The sequence below is a fragment of the Haloplanus salinarum genome (assembly GCF_024498175.1).
Lineage (GTDB): Archaea > Halobacteriota > Halobacteria > Halobacteriales > Haloferacaceae > Haloplanus > Haloplanus salinarum.
The window spans coordinates 2,496,552-2,513,784 of the sequence record NZ_CP101823.1; the positions used below are offsets into that span (position 1 = coordinate 2,496,552).

Here is a 17,233-nt window from a genome sequence, read left to right on the forward strand (position 1 = left end):
GTTTCGCAGGGCAGAACCAATGCAAAGCGAAACCAACGCGGGCGAGAAAGCCCGCGCACGACTGGACGAACCGAATACTGAAACACCCTCCGATGATCGCTGTTTCGAATGCGGCGACCTGCTCGTCGTCCGGACGGGCGACGGCCATCGCTGTGTCGAGTGCCTGCTCGATCACCTCGCGGTCGGTGACCGGGGTGGTCGTCGATGACGATTCCCTACGAAGTGTGGGGCTCGCTCTGTTTCCTGCTCGGGTTCCTCGGCCGCGCGTCATGGGATCGATTCGGTACTGACGACGTCCAGGAGGAAGAGGAAACGGAGGAGGGTTCTGAATGACGGTCGTCGACGAACACTATCCGCACACCTGTACGGAGTGCGGAGGAACGACTCACCATCATCGGTTTCTTCACGAAGAGCGCGGCGATCTGGTGACCGCGTGGTGTGACTACTGCGAAGCTGACCGGGAGTGTATCATCGGAGAGATAACGACGGTCATGCCCACGGGTGGTTCGGAGTGAGCGACCTCGAACCCCTCGCACCCCGCGAGGCCGTCGATCTCTACCTCGACGCCCGGCAGGACGACGCCACCGAGAAGACTATCGAGGGACAGAAGTACCGCCTTCGAGCGTTCATCAAGTGGTGCGAAGAGGAGGAAGTCGAGAACCTGAACGAACTCTCCGGACGTGATCTGTACGCCTATCGCGTCTGGCGTCGTGACGGTGGATACTCCGGCGAGGAGATCGCGCCGGTCACCCTGCACGGTGATCTTGCTACCCTCCGAGCCTTCCTTTGGTTCTGTTCCGATATCGACGCTGTTCCCGACGAACTTCCCGACACGGTGCAGCTGCCGACAGTCAACGGCGACGGGGAGGTGTCTGAATCGACTCTCGAACCGAATCGCGCCGAGGCGATTCTCGATTATCTCGGCCGCTATCACTACGCATCGAGGATGCACACCGCCTTTCTCATTCTTTGGCACACCGGGTGTCGAGTGAGCGCCCTTCGCGGCCTCGATCTCCGCGATCTCGATCTCGACGGTGACCGTCCACAGTCGGACGGCCCCGGCATCCAGTTCGTCCACCGGCCTGATACGGGTACTCCACTCAAAAACAAGAAGCGCGGCGAGCGGTGGAATGCGGTGAGCGAGTACGTCGCCGACGTGATCCGGGACTACGTGGAGAACCGGCGCGTCAGCGCCACCGACGAACACGGACGAAAGCCACTAATCACCACGAAGAACGGTCGAAACTCGCGTTCTAATCTTCGGGATCTTCTCTACAAGGTCACTCGTCCCTGCTGGTACGGTGAGGGGTGCCCCCACGACCGGGATATCGAGGACTGCGAGGCGGCGAACCACCGTAGAAGTCGCTCAACCTGTCCGTCGGCTCGGTCACCCCACGATGTTCGTTCGGGACGGGCGACTTACTACGCGCTGGCTGATGTGAATCGCCGGGTGGTCTCCGACCGGATGGATGCGAGCGAGGATATCCTCGATAAGCACTACGACCGTCGGAGCGCCCGTAAGAAGTCCGAACAGCGCCGTGACCACCTGCCTGATTCATGACTTGGTTCAAGCCGCTGAGTTTTGACCCCGTCGCCTTCTGTCGACACGTTCGGGGAGGGCGGATACGAAATAAAGCCGGGCCCCTCGCGGGCCGTCAGTCGATTTCATTCCAGATCACCCAGTTTCTCGCGGCGCTGTTCCATCCGTTCACGGGGCGTCCGTTCGTCGTAGTAGTCCTCGATCACTTCCTGCGTAGCGTTGACCCGCGCCGAGACCACCTCAGCCGGGATGTCGAGCCCGCGCATCCGCATGATCGCCGCCGCACGGACGTCGTGAGGTGCGCGACTCGACGGACACCGCGACGCGCGGCCGGTCTTCATCGCCTCGCAGGCGTCCGGGTCGCGGTCGTGCGGGCACTCGCCGTACTCGCACGGTCGGGTCATCCGATACACCGTATCCCGCATCGCCGAGATACTCATCCGCCCCCGAGTCGTGGCGACGAGCGGGCGACGTCCCTGCTCGTCGGACACGTCGGGGCGGTTCACGCGCCGGTAGTCCTCGACGACATCGACGACGCGCTCCGAGAGGGCGACCGGACGCTCGCCGTGGACGTCGTTCTTGAGCGGCGTCTCCGGCTCGCGGTGAACGAAGGTCAGATACCGCTCGTCGGGATGGTAGTCGGCGACGTCGACGCCGTGGAGCGCACCGACGCGACACCCGATGTGGAAGAGCAGTTCGAGGATAACGTGTTCGCGGCTCGCGTACGCGAACTGACGGTAGTGTTCGAGCAGGTCCTCGACGCGCTCCGGGCGCAGGTCGTGGTCCCGGGCGAGTTGGTGCTTGTCGAGTTCGGGAATCATCACCTTCTCGTGGAGGTCCTTCGGCACCGCCTCGATGGCCTCGCAGTACCGCAGGAACGCGCGGTAGGTGTAGGAGTTCCCGCGGATGGTCGTCTCCGCGACGCCGTCCCGGCGCCGATCGGCGAAGTAGCGTTCGATGGTGCGCCCGGTGAGGTCGTTGAGGTTCGTGATACCATCGGCGTCCAGCCACTCGGTGAACTGCTTGAGACGGTAGCCGTGGGCCTGTATCGTCCGCTGGTGCAGGCTCCCGCGGCGGTGATCGAGGTACATCTCGACACCCTTCTCGGGCGCGAGGGGTTCGAGGTCGTCACTCATCGAGCAACGCCTCCCGTGCCTCTTGCACGCGCCGGAACGCCTCCTGGTCGCCGCCGGGCTTGTCCGGGTGCGTCTCCTGCACGCGCTCACGGTACGCGTTCTCGACGACGTGGTCGGGGGCGTCCGGGGCGACGTCGAGGACGTCGTGAGGCGACACGCCGGCGACGACGGTGTCCTCCTCGCCGGAGGGAAGCCGCGCCGCGGCAAACTCGTCTTGCCCGGTCTTCACCGGGCGGTTCCCGCGCATCCGCGTCTCGTGGACCCACAGGTACACCGCCCGGCAGTTGTCCCGAAGCCGCCGGTACTTGTCGCAGGCGACGGCGAACTGTTCCCCGTCCTTCGACCACCGGAGGACGAAACCGGGGTCGTCGGGGTTCGCGTTGTGCTTCGGCAGGCCGTTCGACTTCGTGTACGCACCGCCGCTCCCGGTCGACGCGCGCCAAGAGTCGACGCCCATCCGGTCCATCTCGGCGGCGATCGACTTCGTCGTGTCCGCGAGCGACGCCTGAAACTTCGATCCACTCGTCCGGCGGCGCTCGGTCGTCCGCTCGAAGCCCGCGGGCCAGTCGATCCGGCTCACGAGTAGATCACCTCACCGCAGTCCGGACAGGGATCACCGTCGAGGTAGCCGATAACGGTCGCGCCGCAGCTGCACTCCTCGACGCGGGAGCGCCGGCCCATCACGAGTTGGGGGTCACCGTCGAGGCGAATCTTCGCGCACCGCCGGCAGACGGGTGGGTTTCCGTCGCGTGCGGCGTCGATCCCGTCCGCTGGGTCACCACAGACCACGCAGTCGCCGTCGTCAAATCTTTCTCCGCTCGGTCCCTCGTCGGTCGCGCGGGACATTCGTCCCGTATGGTTTGCGGTTAGCATGGCTTAACCGCGGAACCGTAACGCGGGGGGTGTCGCAGCACCGCCCGCGTCACCGACCAACCTCGAAGTGCCAACAGAGTCTCGTGCGGTTCCGCAAATCACCCAAGGCATTCTCTATACGTAAATGTATGGTATATCCAAGAAAGCATAGTTAATTATTCAGAGCATAATTAGGTGCAATTAGAATAGTGGATACATTCGATGATCGTAATGAGGGCTTCCGCGGACTGGATGTCGATCTGGGATGACCGGATCCTAGAGTTCATTTCGGAGAACGACGGCGGTTCGGTCGGTGAAATTGCCGACCACAAGCTGATCCGAGTGTCACAACCACACGTCTCTCGCCGGTGTACGGTACTCGCGGATCACGACCTACTCCGACCGCTCGGGAATGGCGTCTATATGATCACGGACAAGGGAATGCAGTACCTCGACGGCGACCTCGACGCCGAGGAGTTGAACGGATCGAACGGAGAGCAGGGCGAAGCGCAGGCGTAGAAGCCCTCCATGAGAAAGACCGGCCTCTGGATGACCCACGCCGACGACCGCATCCTTGAGTATCTATCGTCGATGTCGACGGCGACAGCTTGGGAGATTGCCTACGAGCAGGGTGTCGAAAGTGACCGCCGTCGGATCGAACGGCGGTGTCGTGTCCTGGCGAACGCCGGGTTCGTCGACGTCTACTTCCGCGACGTCGGCCTCGACGACAAGTACGAGATTACCAGTTGGGGCGAGTTGTATCTTGACGGCGACGTCGACGCTGAGTTGCGGCGGCCGTTGCCGGCGGTTCGGCCGCCGGATAAGGTACGGCCGGGTTGGTGGGCGGGATTTGGATAGATGTTCCAGTTCCCTGTTGAATCTCTCTTTGAGTGGTTGCGCACTTGGTCAGGGATTATTGGCTCACTTGGATCGTTAGTTCTCTCCTTTTTCCTGGTCCTTCTCTACCGGCAGCAGAAAGATATCCTTGATGAGCAACGGAAGCTCAGGGAATCTGAACAGAAAGCTGTACTCCGTGTTGAAAAATACTCTTTTCTCAGAGGTTCCGATGCTGTCCCGTTCTTAGAGCATCACGGCATTAAATTAGAAGAAGCACGGGAGTTCTTCGTCCACACAGATTTCTCTATCTATATCTCTCAAATTTCGGAAAAAGCACCGCTCAGGAACTGCGTCCAGTAATTGAATTTGAAGACGTAAACAAAGACTCTGGAGGATACTATTTGATCAAATCGGCATTGTCAAACAGCATCTTTGTCAACGCACAGATGGCATTTAATGAAGATACAGGTGTTGTTGGTGCAAATGAACGAGTGGTTCCTTTATCGGCTCAGATAGGAGAGTCTGACATCAATAGTCTCCCTTCTGAGTGGGTTCCAAAGAATGAGGAAATCGGACATGCTGTCGCACTTTCCGAAATAATGTATCTTGCTGGTCAGAGTGGAGTAACAGAATTAGAAATTACGTTCAGTCTGGAGTATAATGACTCCACCGGAGAGCGTGAACCAATAGAAGTCGTTTCGACGAGAGTGAATCCCCAGGAATACGATAGTTTTGGCCGTGCATTGCAGGAAGGACAATTCAGGTTACCCGTGTAGAATGTCCCTGTATCGATTTTTATCAGAGCCACCCAACTTTCTCCCGCCCCCGTTGCTGCGCATCCAGACTGTACGCCCTGACATCTACTGGGGGCGACAGCTATTGTTCTGACTAACGTGAGACCAAAATCATAACGGCGGGATCACGCACGCGCTCGCCCGCAACGAACAGCGGGTATTTTTAACGCCCATACACAACACAGGGAGTGAAGAACGGCCCGCCAGTACTGGAAGACTGCGGAATCCGTTCTTCCGCACTCACGCGAGTGAGTGAGGATCGCCCTCGAACCGATCAGTCACAACCAAACGGAGGTGATAGACGGTGCTTGAGCTTAGCGTCTCGGCAGACCCGGCAACGATGGTCGCGCTCGTGATCCTCGTCCGTCAGGCCAAGGATCTACGCATCACTATCGGGTCGTAGGTACGGAGGCCCGAGTAACCCATCGGGCCCGCCAGTACTGGAAGCAGTTACTGGTAGACGAGACTCCGTGAAAAATTCTTCTTTACTGAGAGCGCAGACGGATCTGATCTGAACGGACTCAACACCGACAGTTTTGCGTGGTAATCAGGGTAATAAAGAAATTTCTGTTCTGTCCAAAATATCCAATCACAGGACCTCTGTCGCCTGTTGGGACGCTTTTGTTGTCTCCCCCCGAATCAAAGGATGGAATAATGATCGAAATCACCTTGAACATAGATTCAGCGATCATAGTCGCGTTGGTAGTTATGCTCAGCCGACGCGGAAGCCAGCGTGTGAGTGTCAGAAGGAGGTTGTAGTTGAGGGGAAGGAGTAGTCAGAGCCACCCAACTTTCTCCCGCCCTCGCCCCTGCGCGTCGAGGCTGTACGCGCCGAGATAGTGCTCCCGAAACGTCTCCCAGTCTTCCCAGCCGCCCCACTCCATCACCAGTCCAGGCTCGACTTCGCGCTCGACGAGCAGCGTGCCCCACGTCCGCCGGAGATCGTGCGGACCGAAGTAGGTCCACCCGTCGTCGATTACTTCCGCAGATTCGTCACGGTAAGATAGGATTCGAGCACATCCGTCTCGAAATCCCTATCAGCCACGACGAGTTCGTCGCCGGTCGAGCGGGCGGTCGCGGCGATCAGGGCGTCCGGCGTCGAGAGTCGAACGCCGTCGCTCATCGTCTGATCCTGAAGCCGCGCCGCTTCGAGCGCGATCTCCTCGGTTAGATCGAGCGCCTGCACGCCGCCGAATTGCTGACGTACGTTGCGTACATCGGTCGATCCCGAGCCGAGTTTGCCGTCGATGACTTCGTAGACACAGAGCGTCGAGGTGAAGAAAGGTTCCCGGCCGTCCAGATAGTCGATGACGGCGTCGACACCACCGAGGTAGTCGATGATCGCCGACGTGTCAAGAAAGGTCATCGGTCGTCCCAATTCTCGCGGGACTTGCGGACACGCTCTTTCGCCCGTTCCGCCTCGTCAGTCGACCACGCACCGGCCTTGATCGGCTCCTCGTCGGCCGCGATGCGCGTCAAGAACTCGTCCCACGTCTCGTCGTCACGCTTCAGGCCGTCAAGCAGGTCTTTCGTCGACGAATCGACGGGGATCGACGTTCGGCTCATACGAATTCATTGTGAATTCAGCGGTAAGTAGTTTTGTCAGCTACAGCCAGTCGACCTTCCCGCGTTCCCGCTCCTGCGCCTCCGGCGAAAACGTCCCCCGATAGTGATCCAAGAACGTCTCCAAATCGTTCCACCCACCCCAGTCACAGACCAGCAACGGATCGACATCGGCACTGGCCAGCGCCGTCGCCCACGTCCGACGCAGATCGTGGAATGTCAGATACGACCATCCCGTATCGTCGTCCTCGACGCGCCCAGCTGCGTCGGTGACCCACCGCCGAAGCGACCGCGTACTCGTGATGTCGACGAGCGACGCGTTCGACGGCGCATCACGCACGTCGTCGACTGTCCGGATCGTCGTCGCGAGATCGCGGGGGACGGGCGTCTCGCGGTACTTGTCGCCCTTGCCGTGGTGAACGCGGAGCATGGTGCCCGCGTCGGTGTCGACGACGTGTTCGGGAGCGACGTCAAGGACTTCGTGGCTCCGGAGCCCGCACCGCGCCCCGAGGGCGAACGCGATCTGCTGTTGCGTCCCGTCGGCGGCGTCGAGCAGGGCCGTCACTTCGTCCTGACTCAACCACACCTTCATGTCGTCGCGTTGGTCGTGTTCTCGGAGATTCATGTCCGGGTTCCTCGTATATCGGTCAAGAACGGCGGGGAATCTAGTCTTTTCGATGGGATTTGCGGGGTGATTGAAGCCGATTCTGGTCGACCATGTCCGACTCTGAGATGATTCTCGGACGGAGACAGAATCGTAGAAATTCCTATTGCATCAACAACTCAATTAAGCAATATGGTTGATATCCTTCACACTGGGACGCGAGCAGGTGAGGTACTAGTTGGGGGTATGGCCGGGGGAGTAGCGTATCAAATCATATCTGAGGAACAAATCATAGGTCTTGCAGGAGCTGTTCAGGTTGTGATTTTGTTTCTCGCAACGACTGTATTTATCGCCTTACTTCAGTTGTGGTATGAATATCGACGCGGGGAACGATTCAGATGATACACCTCCAATAGATTTTGTTTTCTGGTCTTCTCGGTCACGCTCATCCGTTGCTATCGTCATGGATCTCTCGCTATTTCTGATGGAAGTATACGCTGCAGTCACTACCCTCAATTTCGGAATCTGCGACGCAGACACGATCCACATCAATCGTCTCTCCGATTCTCGTCGCGGGTACGATCTCATCAGTCAAATCGCCACAAACAGGACACTTGTCACCGGCGTCGATATCCGCGGCCTGAGTCACCTCTTCTGGAGTAATCTCCATTTTCCAGTCTGAATCACCCTCACCAACGAGTACTGTGGGCTCACCCTCATCCACAACATCTGAGAACTCCATCGTGTGTTCTCCCCTGGAAAGGGTAATTTCAAGTTCAATTTCCATTACTGGAGTCATATCCGCTAACAATTTAGTTATTAGCCTGTGGGATCCGATTCTCGGATACACGTTTCCTAGCTCTCTCCCTCGCAAGTACTTTTGATCGCGGGACAAGATTAGATAGATAGCGATGGATGCTGAGGAGATTGGAGGAATTGTTCTCATCGGCATCGTCGTACTTGTTGTTCTACGAGAGGCTGCACGGCTTTTTCCCGATGTAGCTCAGTTCATATTCTTGTTGGCAACAGCCTTTGTCTTCATAATCGTCCTACTACTGTCTCGCTGATTGGGATCAGCTCTAATTTCAGAGTCGCTCGTCGAACACCTCGCCGATGGGAAGCTTGTACTGTCGCGCGTCGCGTCCCTCGTGGCTCGCGTCGTTCCACCGGCCGTCGACGAGTTTCGTCACCGTCGAGGGCTCGACGCGACGCATCACCTGGGGCGTCCCCTGTCGGTCACAACGCACGAACACGTACCAGCCCGCGAGGTCCGGCTGGGCGTCGTAGCCGACGATGCTCCGGTGTTGATCCTCCCACAGCCGGAACCGACCGTCCTCCGTTTCGCCGTTGCCCGAGCCGACCGTCGCGTTCGCCGATTTCACCTCGTACCTCGCCTGAGTTCGAGGGTTGCGTAAGTCGGCGTCTTCGGCGTCGTCGCCGCTCACGTCGAGCAGGTCGAACGCCTCGGCGACGATCCGCTCCTCGAGTTCGCCCGCGGTCCGCGCCCGTTCTTGGAGTTTCTGGAACCGTCGGTAACTCACCTCCTCGGTGACGTCGCGGATCATGCCGGCGTCGCACCCCCGCGCTTCGGTGGGTCACCACACACGGGACACTCCGCCTCGTCGCCGGCGGCGAGGTATCGGATCCGACAGACCGGACAGTAGTCGCTCACGCGTACACCTCCTTCGTCTCGGTCCGGTGCAGCACGTTCATCCGCTTGTCGAACACGACCACCTGGTACGGCTCGGTCGGGAGTTCCGACTGCGGCAGGTCGAAGTAGTTGATGAATCCGCGGTGGAACGTCGACCACTCACCGACCCACACCCAGTATTTGCACTGCTTCAGGGGCGTGTATTCGAGGTCCTGTGGATCCTGCGTCGCCACCTGCACCTTCAGGGCCTTGTCCCGATCCTCGTGGAGCATCCGCTTGATCGGGTTGTCCGCCTCGACGTCACCGTCGGCGAGCATCCCGTCCTGAGCCTCGTCGGCGATCACCTGCGTCGGGAACCCCGTCGACTCGTGGTAGTCGTGGGCGACCGCACGGGCGCCGCGAGCGGCGTCGAGCGGGTCGTCGCATCGCCACCGGAGCCGCGTCGCGTCCGACTGACGCGCTTCCCGTTCGCTCCGGACCGTCTCGGCGTCGTCGAGCGACCGACCGCCGATCCCGTCGACGCCGTGGTGGTCGATCCAGATAGACAACCCGGGATAGGTGGCGTGGGCTTCGCGGAGGTACGTGGTCTTCCCACCGCCCGAATCGCCCGCGACGAGCGTGTGGTACGCCTGCATCACGCCACCTCCGCGGCGTCGAAGGGCGCGGCGTCGTCGCCGTCCTGCTCGTCGTCGGTGTCGAGGTCGAGGTCGACGACGATCTCGGCGGCGCCGATGACGACGTCGACGATCGCCGGCATCCCGTCGACGCCGGTCATCTTCATGAGCCCGCGGTAGAGTCGCGTCTCGCCGCCGCGTTCGGGGTCCCACGGGTTTTCGACGTCGTGAAGCGACGGGGACGGGTCGGTCGACAGTAGCATATCCCGGAGCGTCGACGTGCTCCCGACGTCGTCGCTCGGCTCCGCGCCTTCGGCCGCGGCGTGACTCTCGACCGGCGACGCGGCCGCCTCGACGTCGTCACCGAGCGTCGATCCGGGCGTCGGTACTTCGTCGTCAGGCATCGAACACCACCCACGATTCGTCGTCCGAACAGTCCGGACATCCGTACTGGTACTCCGTGTGATCGCTCGCGTCGAAGTAGCGGTTTCCACCGCACTCCGGACACTCCGGTTCGTCGTCGGACGGGTCACCACCGTCCGTGACGACGGCGTCGGGGTCGGGATCGGGCGCGTCGAGCGCGGGGTTGCCACCGTCGGCCACCGTCTCGGGGCCGTCGTCGGTCACCGTGTCGGCACCGTCCTCGATTACCGTCTCGGAACCGTTCGGCGACGGTGATTCGTCCTCGACGCCGTCTGCGGGTTTACCGTCCGGATCACCGTTCTCGGTGACGAGGAGAAGCCCCTCGTCGAGCGATTCGACGTCCTCGTGGGCCTCGTCCTGTTGTTTCCACGCGTGTTGGCCGGCGGCGTGGACACTATCGAACGGTAACCCGCACCGTGGGCACGGTTCCATTACGGCATCACCTCGAAGGTGTAAATCGCCATCAAGGCGACCGCTACGGCCCACTCACACGGTACCAACCGTTTGTCAACACGATACGACAGAATCATCGCAAGGAGCGTCACACCCCCGAGGGCTCCGAGCATGATTCTCCCTAACCGTTCGGGAGTTAAATAGGTCGAACCGTACCGTTCGCCGACTATTCCGGCCCGGCCCCTACGTCGAGCCGGAATGCCCGAAGTACCGATTCCGTTCACCGACCAGGAAGTCGACACCGATGACGACGCGTCGTCCATCGTGATGACGCTCGTCGTCGTCGCCGTCGGCTTCGCCGCCTTCGTGTGGCTTCGAGACGTCGGTGGGTATCTCGCACAGCAGGCGAACAGTACGATCACCAACCTCGTCGGTATCGACCCGACGAGCGGAGACAGCCAGGAGGATCCCCTGTTCTAACCATGAGCCAGGACCTCATCCCGCGGTACTACTTCGGCCGCCGCCTCTCGACGAAGCGAATCGACGAGTCCGAGCTCAACGACCGGAGCCTCCAGGCCGGACAGGAAATCACTATCTGGTCGACGCAGGTGCCCGCCGACAAGGGCTACGTGTGGGGGTACGGCCCCGACAACCGGGACGCCGGGAACGCCAACTTCGTGTACGGCGAGTTCCTCGCCAGCGGATCCGGCACCGGTACGGACGGCAACGTCATCCGGGACGCCGACGTCGTGCTCGCGATCACCGACTCCACCCAGGAGGACACGATCGCCAAGACGACGATCAACCCCGACGCGGGCGACCTCGCCGACGCGAAGGCCGACCCGCGCACCGAGCGACCGATCCTCCCGGAGCACTACAAGGGAGCGAGCGAGGACCGCCACCTCGAACTCCGCCTTCGAGCCCGGTCGGGTGCCGACGGCAAGGTCGTCGGCAACGACTCCGACCTGCACCTCGGTTACGGCGTCGTGGGCTAACCCGGAGGTAACCACTCCATGACCCACTTTATCGACAACCAGACCGCGAGCGACAGCATCGGGAGGTGTGAGTAATGCCGAGCCGCAACGTCCCCGGCGACGAGTGGGTCGAACTCGTCCCGTCGACGCTCGAGGACGACTACTCGGTCGTCGTCGAGGACGCCCCGATCTACCTGTATCCCGGGGACAAGCCGGCCCAGCCGGTCGCGGGGCTCCCGCTCCGCGCCGGGGCGATCCAGTCCGGCGAACTCGACCGGGGCGTCGCGCTGTGGGGCCGATCCCAGACCGACGTCGACGCGTCGGTACGTGTGGTCCCGAACATCCGGATCGACGGATCGAACGAACGCGCCGTGACCGTCTCGACGTCGGTCCAGACCGACACCTACGACCGCGGGGGCGACTTCGACACGTCGACGTATCCGATCACGATCGATCCCGCCGAGACGATCCAGCAGGTACTCCTCTCGATCGTCAACACCGAGGTCGACGTCGAGATCACGACCGAGGACGGCGACGTCGTCACGATCCCGGTCGACAGCAAGTCGACCATCGATTCGTACTCGGCGGACGAGGTCGCCATCCAAAACCCGACCGACGCCACGCAACGCGTGGCCGGGGGGTGGGCCGGTGAGTGACTTCGCTCCCTCTGTGCCCGATCAGACCGCCGAAAACCCGCCGATATATGATGAGTATGTCTCCCCGACACTCTTCAACAGCTTCGGATTCACCAGCAACGCCACGGACGGAGATACGTCGACAGGAGACACGCTTACCCACACCGACGGCGGTGAATTTCGGGTGGAAACCGGGTGGGCCGACGGGGCCCGCGTCTACATATCCAGCATCACAAGCGCCGGCCCCATCGAGGCCGATGGCGTCCGTCCCGAGTTGGATAACGTGCTCCTCGACGGCGCCACCCCATCCTCGACAGGGTGGCTCGAACTGGCGTGGTCCGAGCACGTCCAAGAGGTCAATATATCGCTCCAAGAGTCCGGGGCGGAACTGACCGTCGGGGAGGTCGAACTGCATAGGGAATCGAACGTGCCGCACTTCCACAACATCAAGCAGAGATGAGCAGAGAACTAACCAACTTCCGCAGGGTCCGCGCGCTGATCGAGACGCTGCACAGCAACGGGGTCATCACCGACGCCGAGCGGTCGGCGTTGCTCGAAGGTGACAAGGAGAGGCAGAAAGACGTCGAACGATCGGCCCGTGAGGGACGTGGCCCCCCGGACTGGGCCCGTGGCCCCGACCGCAGCAACGGAGAGGGTCAGTAGTGGCCCGCGTCTCGATCACGTCCCACCTTCCCGGCGAGCGCGTCCGCGGGACCGGTCAGACCATCGGGGAGGACAGGCACAACCACGCCCCCGGCGAGCAGGCTCAACTCGACATCGGCTTCGCGAGCGACGGCCGGTATGGACACTACCGGATCGTTCGGCTCGTCGACGGCGATCCGGCAGGGTCCGTTTACGACTTCGGCGAGGTACAGCGCGACGGCGCGCTACGGTTTCAGATGCCGTCTGAGTCGGGACGATACGCGGTGACAATCGACGGCGAGGTCGTCGAGCGATTCGACGTTGGTAACGTCCAGACCCCGGATCGTCCCGAGACGGCGCCCGCGCTCGACGAGGAGGATGCCCTCGCGGGCGGCGGCCCGGCGGGCGACCCGGTCCCGGATGACCCGGCCGATCCGTCCTCGGGGTCGTCGAGCCCGCCGACGTCCACCTCGTCGGGAGGTGACGGTGGCGGCATGATCGGCACGACCGTCGCGGTGATCGTGGTGCTCGCCGCCGGCGCGGTCGCAGTACTTGGAGGAAACTAATCATGGCACAGAACGCTATCATCGCAGAAGACGGATCGCTCATCCCGACCGGCGACACGCAGGTCACGCAGGTCGGCGAGGCAACCTACGACGCCAGCGAGGCCGACGAGCGGACCGACATCGTCGTCGGCGGCGCCGACCAAGACGACACCTTCGCCCTCGAAGGCGACCGGGTATACGACTCCGGCGACGTCGTCGACGAAGAGTCGTTCGATGGGGGCGGATCGTCGCCGACCCCGACGTCAACCGATACGACGTCGTCCCCGGATCCGACGACCACCGACACGTCGACGTCGTCGAGCACGGGCGAGTCGGTCCGGGAGATCGTCGTGCCGACGTCCTCGGGCGGAGGGTCGGGCGTCGGCATCCTCGCGGTCGCCGCCGCCGCGGTCGCGGTGGTCGGTGTCCTAGTGGGGAGTGACTGACATGGCTACCAACCAGACCACCGACAGCGGCATCGCAGTCGTCGCATCGCTCGCCGCCGTCGCGGCCGTGATCTACGCCGTCGTCGGCAGGTCCGGTGCTCAACCTATCTTCATCGGCGGGACCGGATCGTCCGGCGACAACGACGAGATCACCGACGTCGACGGGATCTCCGAGCCGGACACCACGGTCCCGAGCGATGGCGGGTGGGTTTTCGACAATCCGACCGACGACCCCACCAGCCCGGAGTGGGACCCTGACGATTACGATTTCGGTGGCCCCTCGAATGGCTCCACCGACTCGGATGGCTCCACCGACTCGGGTGGATCGACAGGCCCGGCGGACGACGGGATCAACTGGCGCGGAGACTCCGGTGAGACGACGGTCGACGGATCCGGCGGCTCGGACTCTTCGGGGGGATCGGACTCTTCCGATCCGCTCGACGAAGCCACCTCCGGGGTCGTCGGGTCGATCGGTCAAACGATCCCCGGCGTGACCATCGGACGCGAAGTCCTCGGGAGGATCTGACCGTGTCGTGGGACGACTTCACTCGGGGCCTCGACCGCGCACTCTATCGCCAGTTCGATGACGTTCCGGGCGGCGGCATCGCAGACCCGGACACCTATCTCCCGGGCTCGTCCCCGGGCGGTGAGACGGACGTCCCCGAGGATCCGTCTTGGGACGACGAGTCGATCGCAGACACGTTCGGCGCGGAGGTCTTCGCTCCGATCGGCCGCCAGTTCGACGACGAACCGGGTGGCGGTGTCATCGACATCATCGTCGATCGGACGACGTCGGTCGGCCCGTCGTGGCTCGACGAGGCGACGATCGTCGTCGTCGTCCTGGTCGTCCTGGGCGCGGGACTGTGGCTCGCCCGCCCGCTGCTGACGATCGTCGCGGGGGTGGCTGAATAGACGATGATCGACGTCGGTTGGTTGGGATCGCCCGTCGACGTGGCGACCTTCGTCGTCGTGCTCGCCATGCTGGTGTTCCGGCTCCGTCCCCGCGTCGAGACGGTGGCCGCGGCGGTCGTGGCCCTCGCCGAGCGTCGCGACGACGTCGACGACGATCGGCTCCGTGACGACTTGGACGTCGACGATTCCGCGGTCGACGCGCTCCGGCCGCGGATCGTCCACGTCGACGACCGGGAGGGCTCGGAGGGATGATCGCAGCCGACGCCCCGGCGTGGCTCTACCACCCGGTGCCCCTGTGGGCCTTCCTGCTCGCGCTGCTCACCTCTCCTTGGCGGTGGGCGGGCTACGCGAAGCGGGTCATGAAACGAGCGTCCCCGTGGGGTGGTGACGGTGCCGAGTGAGCTACCTGCGGAGTGGGCGATCGTCCCGAGACACGTTCGGTGGCCCGATCCGATCCTCCTGCGTCGGTACGAGCCGGGCGCGGTCGTCGTCGAGGATCCCGACGGCGACGAGGTGATCCGGTCGGATACCGTAGCCGATGACGTCGTCGACGGGATCGAAAAATAGAGTTCCGGAACGTTCGGCCTTGCGTCCTTTCCGGAGATTCAGTTATCCGTCGTCTCCGGCTTGCGAGCCGTCTCGGTGAATCAGCATCGACCCACCTTCTTCGCCCTCCGGCGGCCTCTCGACGATGCACACTCGCGCCTCGTAGCTCTCTCCCTCGTCGAACTCGTCCATCCCGTCGACGAACTCGTCGCCACACACCGGACACTCGCCGCCGTAGATGAGGTCGTCGTCACTCATCCCGATCACCGGAACAGGAGAGTAGCCGGGTCATTGTAGTGCCTTCACCGCCGTATCGCCCATCACGTTGCTCGTTCGCTTCGCGTACCCGAGGTCGACGAGTGGGATGATGAGCCTCTGCCGAGCGACGGGCTTTTTCATCCCCTGCTGCTGGGCGAGCACCGACAACACGCGGTCCTCGGTCACGTACTTCTCCGGGGCGAGCGTCCGCAACACGTCGTAGGCTTCGGCGAGTTCGTCGTCGACCGGCGGGACCCGGCCGTCGGGATCCTCAGCACCGTCCTCGACGATCGACGCCATGAAGTCCCGGATCGCCTCGCTCCGCGAGTTCCACCGCTCGCTTTCCTCGACGGCGTCGTCGAAGTCGTCGAGGAGGTCCGCGCGGACGCGGACGCTCGGGCTCTTCATCTTCTCCTCGCCGGCGAGTTGGTTGCTCATCGGACACCTCCGTAGCACAAACTACCGTCGTGTGCTACGCGGTCGTTCTCGTCCCCGTCTTGCGATTCGTCCCGACAAACGGTGTGCGTAGCACAACCCCCCTGGGGGTTGTGCGGAGCACTCTCGCGTGCGGGCCCGTGTGCGCGCGACCCGTCACCGTCGCCACCGTCGTCCAAGGTGGTGGTCCATCCGCAGTGGTGACAACGCCGCTCACCGTCTCGCCCGCGGTCGGCGGCGACGAAGAGGTTCGTCTCGCAGGTAGGGCACTCCGGGGCCCGATCCCGGTGGTGGGCACGACGGTGGCTCGACGACGGGCGTGGACGGGTCACGCTTCACCTCCTTGCCGGTACTGGCGCCAGAGCATCGCCAGTTCCTCGTCGGGATCGGCGTCGAGGTCGGCGACGACGATCTCCTCGCGGACGTAGGCGAGCAGCATCGTCGCGAGGTGGGCGCACCACTCGTGGTGCGCGTAGCCCTTGCAGTCGCACTCGCCGACGGGCTGTCCGCTCCGCGTCCCGAAGACGACACGGTGACGGTCACCGTCACCGACGCGGACCATCCACTCGGCGCGGTTGATCGGCTCGATCGTCGTCTCCTCGTCGCGGGCGCGTTGCCAGCTCGTCGAGTCGCCGAAGTCGTCGGGGAGGTCGAGGTCGGGGTAACCGCCGACGCGCTCGGTGCTCACCGTCGATCCCCTCCGTTGCACTCCGGACAGGTTCGGCGTTTGAGTCCACCTCGGGACGTGGTCGTGACGAGACGGGTTCCGCAGGCCGGACAGTACCGTCTCACGCCGACCACCCCGAGTTAGCTTCACAGAAGTTGCCCGCGGGGAGGGCGGACTTTTCCTGCAGTCGATGTGGGGTCGACGGGGCATCGGCTTGCCCCCCGTCCCCGCGAGCACAGCGAGCGGGGAACAGCGAGACGACCAGCGGGAGTCTCACGCGTTTCAGATCGGGGAGGGCGGACTCGTTTTCGGGACGGGCTCGTCGCCTTGGGTGGGTAGCCGACGGTAGCCGCGATGCTGACGGGGTATGTCGTGTGAGATCGGACGCCGAGTATCAGAAACGGACCCCGACGATAGGGCGTCGGGTCCGCGTGGGCCTCCGTATCCTAAGCGGACGCCACGACGAACGACGGGATCGGGGGGCTTCAATGCTCCGCACGAGCGGGCGACACGTCGTTCGCGGGCCGACGCGTCACTCGGTGTACTGGAGTTCCTTCTCCGGGTCGGTCGGCAGGGAGTGGAAGATCTCCTCCATCTCGCCGTCTGCGAGGGGGATCTCTTCCAGGCTCCCGTCGCTTTGGTGGAGCGACCAGACGAAGTTGATCATCGTCGCCTGGAAATGCGGGCTCGGCTGGTCGTTCTCCCGGATGTACTTGACGAGTTTCGCCGCCGCCTCGTCGTCGAGTATGTCGCTCATGGGTCGACC

36 protein-coding genes are annotated in these 17,233 nt (G+C 62.8%); 20 read left to right on the forward strand and 16 right to left on the reverse strand.

Annotation, left to right across the window (positions count from 1 at the left end; genetic code table 11):
* The first annotated feature begins 19 nt into the window (after positions 1 to 19).
* Genes NO364_RS12965 through NO364_RS12980 form a run of 4 tightly spaced genes read left to right on the forward strand, consistent with a single transcriptional unit; the run spans position 20 to position 1,561 of the window.
* Positions 20 to 208 (forward strand): hypothetical protein, encoded by a 189-nt coding sequence (locus NO364_RS12965; protein ID WP_257627725.1) that lies wholly within the window; start codon positions 20 to 22, stop codon positions 206 to 208.
* On the forward strand, positions 205 to 333 hold the full coding sequence (locus NO364_RS12970; RefSeq protein ID WP_257627726.1) for a hypothetical protein: 129 nt from the start codon (positions 205 to 207) through the stop codon (positions 331 to 333). The genes NO364_RS12965 and NO364_RS12970 overlap by 4 nt, the downstream gene beginning before the upstream one ends.
* On the forward strand, positions 330 to 515 hold the full coding sequence (locus tag NO364_RS12975) for a hypothetical protein (RefSeq protein ID WP_257627727.1): 186 nt from the start codon (positions 330 to 332) through the stop codon (positions 513 to 515). Before NO364_RS12970 ends, NO364_RS12975 begins: the two co-directional genes overlap by 4 nt.
* Positions 512 to 1,561 (forward strand): site-specific integrase, encoded by a 1,050-nt coding sequence (locus tag NO364_RS12980; RefSeq protein ID WP_257627728.1) that lies wholly within the window; start codon positions 512 to 514, stop codon positions 1,559 to 1,561. The genes NO364_RS12975 and NO364_RS12980 overlap by 4 nt, the downstream gene beginning before the upstream one ends.
* 104 nt (positions 1,562 to 1,665) lie before the next feature.
* On the opposite strand, the gene NO364_RS12985 is transcribed toward NO364_RS12980, so the two are convergent.
* From NO364_RS12985 to NO364_RS12995, 3 genes are read right to left on the reverse strand one after another with little or no spacing between them, the layout of a single operon-like run.
* Positions 1,666 to 2,676, reverse strand: coding sequence for a tyrosine-type recombinase/integrase (locus tag NO364_RS12985; protein WP_257627729.1), 1,011 nt, complete (start codon positions 2,674 to 2,676; stop codon positions 1,666 to 1,668).
* Positions 2,669 to 3,256 carry a J domain-containing protein gene (locus NO364_RS12990; RefSeq protein WP_257627730.1) on the reverse strand — a complete coding sequence of 196 codons (588 nt, stop codon included), beginning with the start codon at positions 3,254 to 3,256 and terminating at the stop codon, positions 2,669 to 2,671. The genes NO364_RS12985 and NO364_RS12990 overlap by 8 nt, the downstream gene beginning before the upstream one ends.
* A complete protein-coding gene (locus NO364_RS12995) occupies positions 3,253 to 3,522 on the reverse strand; it encodes a hypothetical protein (RefSeq protein ID WP_257627731.1) in 270 nt (89 codons plus the stop codon). Before NO364_RS12995 ends, NO364_RS12990 begins: the two co-directional genes overlap by 4 nt.
* A 555-nt stretch (positions 3,523 to 4,077) precedes the next feature.
* On the opposite strand from NO364_RS12995, the gene NO364_RS13000 reads away from it, so the two are divergent.
* The 3 genes from NO364_RS13000 to NO364_RS13010 are packed head-to-tail and all read left to right on the forward strand — an operon-like array spanning position 4,078 to position 5,141.
* On the forward strand, positions 4,078 to 4,386 hold the full coding sequence (locus NO364_RS13000; RefSeq protein ID WP_257627732.1) for a winged helix-turn-helix domain-containing protein: 309 nt from the start codon (positions 4,078 to 4,080) through the stop codon (positions 4,384 to 4,386).
* Positions 4,387 to 4,725 (forward strand): hypothetical protein, encoded by a 339-nt coding sequence (locus NO364_RS13005; protein ID WP_257627733.1) that lies wholly within the window; start codon positions 4,387 to 4,389, stop codon positions 4,723 to 4,725.
* Between the two features lie 56 nt (positions 4,726 to 4,781).
* Positions 4,782 to 5,141: a hypothetical protein gene (locus NO364_RS13010; protein WP_257627734.1), complete on the forward strand. Its 360-nt coding sequence runs from the start codon at positions 4,782 to 4,784 to the stop codon at positions 5,139 to 5,141.
* 794 nt (positions 5,142 to 5,935) lie between these two features.
* On the opposite strand, the gene NO364_RS18215 is transcribed toward NO364_RS13010, so the two are convergent.
* The 5 genes from NO364_RS18215 to NO364_RS13030 form a co-directional block, all read right to left on the reverse strand.
* A complete protein-coding gene (locus NO364_RS18215) occupies positions 5,936 to 6,169 on the reverse strand; it encodes a tyrosine-type recombinase/integrase (RefSeq protein WP_343218003.1) in 234 nt (77 codons plus the stop codon).
* Positions 6,136 to 6,525 carry a PIN domain-containing protein gene (locus tag NO364_RS13015; protein ID WP_257627735.1) on the reverse strand — a complete coding sequence of 130 codons (390 nt, stop codon included), beginning with the start codon at positions 6,523 to 6,525 and terminating at the stop codon, positions 6,136 to 6,138. Before NO364_RS13015 ends, NO364_RS18215 begins: the two co-directional genes overlap by 34 nt.
* Entirely contained in the window at positions 6,522 to 6,725 is a 204-nt protein-coding gene (locus NO364_RS13020) for a DUF7557 family protein (RefSeq protein WP_257627736.1), read from the reverse strand. Before NO364_RS13020 ends, NO364_RS13015 begins: the two co-directional genes overlap by 4 nt.
* A 40-nt stretch (positions 6,726 to 6,765) precedes the next feature.
* Positions 6,766 to 7,347, reverse strand: a complete 582-nt coding sequence (locus tag NO364_RS13025) for a tyrosine-type recombinase/integrase (RefSeq protein ID WP_257627737.1) — start codon at positions 7,345 to 7,347, stop codon at positions 6,766 to 6,768.
* A 454-nt stretch (positions 7,348 to 7,801) separates the two neighbouring features.
* Positions 7,802 to 8,113, reverse strand: a complete 312-nt coding sequence (locus tag NO364_RS13030) for a hypothetical protein (protein WP_257627738.1) — start codon at positions 8,111 to 8,113, stop codon at positions 7,802 to 7,804.
* A gap of 124 nt (positions 8,114 to 8,237) precedes the next feature.
* On the opposite strand from NO364_RS13030, the gene NO364_RS13035 reads away from it, so the two are divergent.
* Entirely contained in the window at positions 8,238 to 8,393 is a 156-nt protein-coding gene (locus NO364_RS13035) for a hypothetical protein (protein ID WP_257627739.1), read from the forward strand.
* A gap of 18 nt (positions 8,394 to 8,411) precedes the next feature.
* Here NO364_RS13035 and NO364_RS13040 read toward each other — a convergent pair whose 3' ends face one another.
* The 4 genes from NO364_RS13040 to NO364_RS13055 form a co-directional block, all read right to left on the reverse strand.
* Positions 8,412 to 8,891 (reverse strand): PD-(D/E)XK family putative nuclease, encoded by a 480-nt coding sequence (locus NO364_RS13040; RefSeq protein WP_257627740.1) that lies wholly within the window; start codon positions 8,889 to 8,891, stop codon positions 8,412 to 8,414.
* 103 nt (positions 8,892 to 8,994) lie between these two features.
* The gene (locus NO364_RS13045; protein WP_257627741.1) at positions 8,995 to 9,612 is read right to left on the reverse strand and encodes a hypothetical protein; all 618 of its coding nucleotides are present in this window, start codon (positions 9,610 to 9,612) and stop codon (positions 8,995 to 8,997) included.
* Positions 9,612 to 9,995: a hypothetical protein gene (locus tag NO364_RS13050; RefSeq protein ID WP_257627742.1), complete on the reverse strand. Its 384-nt coding sequence runs from the start codon at positions 9,993 to 9,995 to the stop codon at positions 9,612 to 9,614. The genes NO364_RS13045 and NO364_RS13050 overlap by 1 nt, the downstream gene beginning before the upstream one ends.
* Positions 9,988 to 10,446 carry a hypothetical protein gene (locus NO364_RS13055; protein WP_257627743.1) on the reverse strand — a complete coding sequence of 153 codons (459 nt, stop codon included), beginning with the start codon at positions 10,444 to 10,446 and terminating at the stop codon, positions 9,988 to 9,990. The genes NO364_RS13050 and NO364_RS13055 overlap by 8 nt, the downstream gene beginning before the upstream one ends.
* 219 nt (positions 10,447 to 10,665) lie before the next feature.
* Between NO364_RS13055 and NO364_RS13060 the strand changes: the two genes are divergently transcribed.
* The 12 genes from NO364_RS13060 (at position 10,666) to NO364_RS13115 (ending at position 15,128) form a co-directional block, all read left to right on the forward strand.
* A complete protein-coding gene (locus NO364_RS13060; protein ID WP_257627744.1) occupies positions 10,666 to 10,887 on the forward strand; it encodes a hypothetical protein in 222 nt (73 codons plus the stop codon).
* A gap of 2 nt (positions 10,888 to 10,889) precedes the next feature.
* Positions 10,890 to 11,402, forward strand: coding sequence for a hypothetical protein (locus NO364_RS13065; protein ID WP_257627745.1), 513 nt, complete (start codon positions 10,890 to 10,892; stop codon positions 11,400 to 11,402).
* Positions 11,403 to 11,476: 74 nt separating this feature from the next.
* The gene (locus NO364_RS13070) at positions 11,477 to 12,037 is read left to right on the forward strand and encodes a hypothetical protein (RefSeq protein WP_257627746.1); all 561 of its coding nucleotides are present in this window, start codon (positions 11,477 to 11,479) and stop codon (positions 12,035 to 12,037) included.
* Positions 12,030 to 12,476: a hypothetical protein gene (locus tag NO364_RS13075; protein ID WP_257627747.1), complete on the forward strand. Its 447-nt coding sequence runs from the start codon at positions 12,030 to 12,032 to the stop codon at positions 12,474 to 12,476. Before NO364_RS13070 ends, NO364_RS13075 begins: the two co-directional genes overlap by 8 nt.
* Complete coding sequence (locus tag NO364_RS13080; RefSeq protein WP_257627748.1) at positions 12,473 to 12,679, forward strand: hypothetical protein; 207 nt, start codon at positions 12,473 to 12,475, stop codon at positions 12,677 to 12,679. Before NO364_RS13075 ends, NO364_RS13080 begins: the two co-directional genes overlap by 4 nt.
* A complete protein-coding gene (locus NO364_RS13085) occupies positions 12,679 to 13,224 on the forward strand; it encodes a hypothetical protein (RefSeq protein ID WP_257627749.1) in 546 nt (181 codons plus the stop codon). Before NO364_RS13080 ends, NO364_RS13085 begins: the two co-directional genes overlap by 1 nt.
* Positions 13,225 to 13,226: 2 nt before the next feature.
* Entirely contained in the window at positions 13,227 to 13,649 is a 423-nt protein-coding gene (locus tag NO364_RS13090) for a hypothetical protein (protein ID WP_257627750.1), read from the forward strand.
* A 1-nt stretch (position 13,650) separates the two neighbouring features.
* A complete protein-coding gene (locus NO364_RS13095; RefSeq protein WP_257627751.1) occupies positions 13,651 to 14,175 on the forward strand; it encodes a hypothetical protein in 525 nt (174 codons plus the stop codon).
* Between the two features lie 2 nt (positions 14,176 to 14,177).
* On the forward strand, positions 14,178 to 14,561 hold the full coding sequence (locus tag NO364_RS13100; RefSeq protein WP_257627752.1) for a hypothetical protein: 384 nt from the start codon (positions 14,178 to 14,180) through the stop codon (positions 14,559 to 14,561).
* 3 nt (positions 14,562 to 14,564) lie between these two features.
* A complete protein-coding gene (locus tag NO364_RS13105; RefSeq protein WP_257627753.1) occupies positions 14,565 to 14,813 on the forward strand; it encodes a hypothetical protein in 249 nt (82 codons plus the stop codon).
* Positions 14,810 to 14,962, forward strand: coding sequence for a hypothetical protein (locus tag NO364_RS13110; RefSeq protein ID WP_257627754.1), 153 nt, complete (start codon positions 14,810 to 14,812; stop codon positions 14,960 to 14,962). Before NO364_RS13105 ends, NO364_RS13110 begins: the two co-directional genes overlap by 4 nt.
* Positions 14,946 to 15,128 (forward strand): hypothetical protein, encoded by a 183-nt coding sequence (locus tag NO364_RS13115; RefSeq protein WP_257627755.1) that lies wholly within the window; start codon positions 14,946 to 14,948, stop codon positions 15,126 to 15,128. The genes NO364_RS13110 and NO364_RS13115 overlap by 17 nt, the downstream gene beginning before the upstream one ends.
* Before the next feature lie 42 nt (positions 15,129 to 15,170).
* On the opposite strand, the gene NO364_RS13120 is transcribed toward NO364_RS13115, so the two are convergent.
* The 4 genes from NO364_RS13120 to NO364_RS13135 all read right to left on the reverse strand — a co-directional run bounded on the left by NO364_RS13120 (position 15,171) and on the right by NO364_RS13135 (position 17,224).
* On the reverse strand, positions 15,171 to 15,365 hold the full coding sequence (locus tag NO364_RS13120) for a hypothetical protein (protein ID WP_257627756.1): 195 nt from the start codon (positions 15,363 to 15,365) through the stop codon (positions 15,171 to 15,173).
* Positions 15,366 to 15,395: 30 nt separating this feature from the next.
* Positions 15,396 to 15,803, reverse strand: a complete 408-nt coding sequence (locus NO364_RS13125; RefSeq protein ID WP_257627757.1) for a hypothetical protein — start codon at positions 15,801 to 15,803, stop codon at positions 15,396 to 15,398.
* Between the two features lie 325 nt (positions 15,804 to 16,128).
* Positions 16,129 to 16,488, reverse strand: a complete 360-nt coding sequence (locus tag NO364_RS13130) for a hypothetical protein (protein ID WP_257627758.1) — start codon at positions 16,486 to 16,488, stop codon at positions 16,129 to 16,131.
* Positions 16,489 to 16,999: 511 nt separating this feature from the next.
* Positions 17,000 to 17,224 carry a hypothetical protein gene (locus tag NO364_RS13135; protein WP_157690450.1) on the reverse strand — a complete coding sequence of 75 codons (225 nt, stop codon included), beginning with the start codon at positions 17,222 to 17,224 and terminating at the stop codon, positions 17,000 to 17,002.
* Positions 17,225 to 17,233: the final 9 nt, after the last annotated feature.

Coding starts and splice junctions, on each gene's coding strand:
- NO364_RS12965 (WP_257627725.1), top strand. CDS start 20: ATGCAAAGCGAAACCAACGCGGGCGAGAAAGCCCGCGCACGACTGGAC.
- NO364_RS12970 (WP_257627726.1), top strand. CDS start 205: ATGACGATTCCCTACGAAGTGTGGGGCTCGCTCTGTTTCCTGCTCGGG.
- NO364_RS12975 (WP_257627727.1), top strand. CDS start 330: ATGACGGTCGTCGACGAACACTATCCGCACACCTGTACGGAGTGCGGA.
- NO364_RS12985 (WP_257627729.1), bottom strand. CDS start 2,676: ATGAGTGACGACCTCGAACCCCTCGCGCCCGAGAAGGGTGTCGAGATG.
- NO364_RS12995 (WP_257627731.1), bottom strand. CDS start 3,522: ATGTCCCGCGCGACCGACGAGGGACCGAGCGGAGAAAGATTTGACGAC.
- NO364_RS13000 (WP_257627732.1), top strand. CDS start 4,078: ATGACCCACGCCGACGACCGCATCCTTGAGTATCTATCGTCGATGTCG.
- NO364_RS13005 (WP_257627733.1), top strand. CDS start 4,387: ATGTTCCAGTTCCCTGTTGAATCTCTCTTTGAGTGGTTGCGCACTTGG.
- NO364_RS13015 (WP_257627735.1), bottom strand. CDS start 6,525: ATGACCTTTCTTGACACGTCGGCGATCATCGACTACCTCGGTGGTGTC.
- NO364_RS13020 (WP_257627736.1), bottom strand. CDS start 6,725: ATGAGCCGAACGTCGATCCCCGTCGATTCGTCGACGAAAGACCTGCTT.
- NO364_RS13025 (WP_257627737.1), bottom strand. CDS start 7,347: ATGAATCTCCGAGAACACGACCAACGCGACGACATGAAGGTGTGGTTG.
- NO364_RS13030 (WP_257627738.1), bottom strand. CDS start 8,113: ATGGAAATTGAACTTGAAATTACCCTTTCCAGGGGAGAACACACGATG.
- NO364_RS13035 (WP_257627739.1), top strand. CDS start 8,238: ATGGATGCTGAGGAGATTGGAGGAATTGTTCTCATCGGCATCGTCGTA.
- NO364_RS13040 (WP_257627740.1), bottom strand. CDS start 8,891: ATGATCCGCGACGTCACCGAGGAGGTGAGTTACCGACGGTTCCAGAAA.
- NO364_RS13045 (WP_257627741.1), bottom strand. CDS start 9,612: ATGCAGGCGTACCACACGCTCGTCGCGGGCGATTCGGGCGGTGGGAAG.
- NO364_RS13050 (WP_257627742.1), bottom strand. CDS start 9,995: ATGCCTGACGACGAAGTACCGACGCCCGGATCGACGCTCGGTGACGAC.
- NO364_RS13055 (WP_257627743.1), bottom strand. CDS start 10,446: ATGGAACCGTGCCCACGGTGCGGGTTACCGTTCGATAGTGTCCACGCC.
- NO364_RS13060 (WP_257627744.1), top strand. CDS start 10,666: ATGCCCGAAGTACCGATTCCGTTCACCGACCAGGAAGTCGACACCGAT.
- NO364_RS13065 (WP_257627745.1), top strand. CDS start 10,890: ATGAGCCAGGACCTCATCCCGCGGTACTACTTCGGCCGCCGCCTCTCG.
- NO364_RS13070 (WP_257627746.1), top strand. CDS start 11,477: ATGCCGAGCCGCAACGTCCCCGGCGACGAGTGGGTCGAACTCGTCCCG.
- NO364_RS13080 (WP_257627748.1), top strand. CDS start 12,473: ATGAGCAGAGAACTAACCAACTTCCGCAGGGTCCGCGCGCTGATCGAG.
- NO364_RS13090 (WP_257627750.1), top strand. CDS start 13,227: ATGGCACAGAACGCTATCATCGCAGAAGACGGATCGCTCATCCCGACC.
- NO364_RS13095 (WP_257627751.1), top strand. CDS start 13,651: ATGGCTACCAACCAGACCACCGACAGCGGCATCGCAGTCGTCGCATCG.
- NO364_RS13105 (WP_257627753.1), top strand. CDS start 14,565: ATGATCGACGTCGGTTGGTTGGGATCGCCCGTCGACGTGGCGACCTTC.
- NO364_RS13110 (WP_257627754.1), top strand. CDS start 14,810: ATGATCGCAGCCGACGCCCCGGCGTGGCTCTACCACCCGGTGCCCCTG.
- NO364_RS13120 (WP_257627756.1), bottom strand. CDS start 15,365: ATGAGTGACGACGACCTCATCTACGGCGGCGAGTGTCCGGTGTGTGGC.
- NO364_RS13125 (WP_257627757.1), bottom strand. CDS start 15,803: ATGAGCAACCAACTCGCCGGCGAGGAGAAGATGAAGAGCCCGAGCGTC.
- NO364_RS13135 (WP_157690450.1), bottom strand. CDS start 17,224: ATGAGCGACATACTCGACGACGAGGCGGCGGCGAAACTCGTCAAGTAC.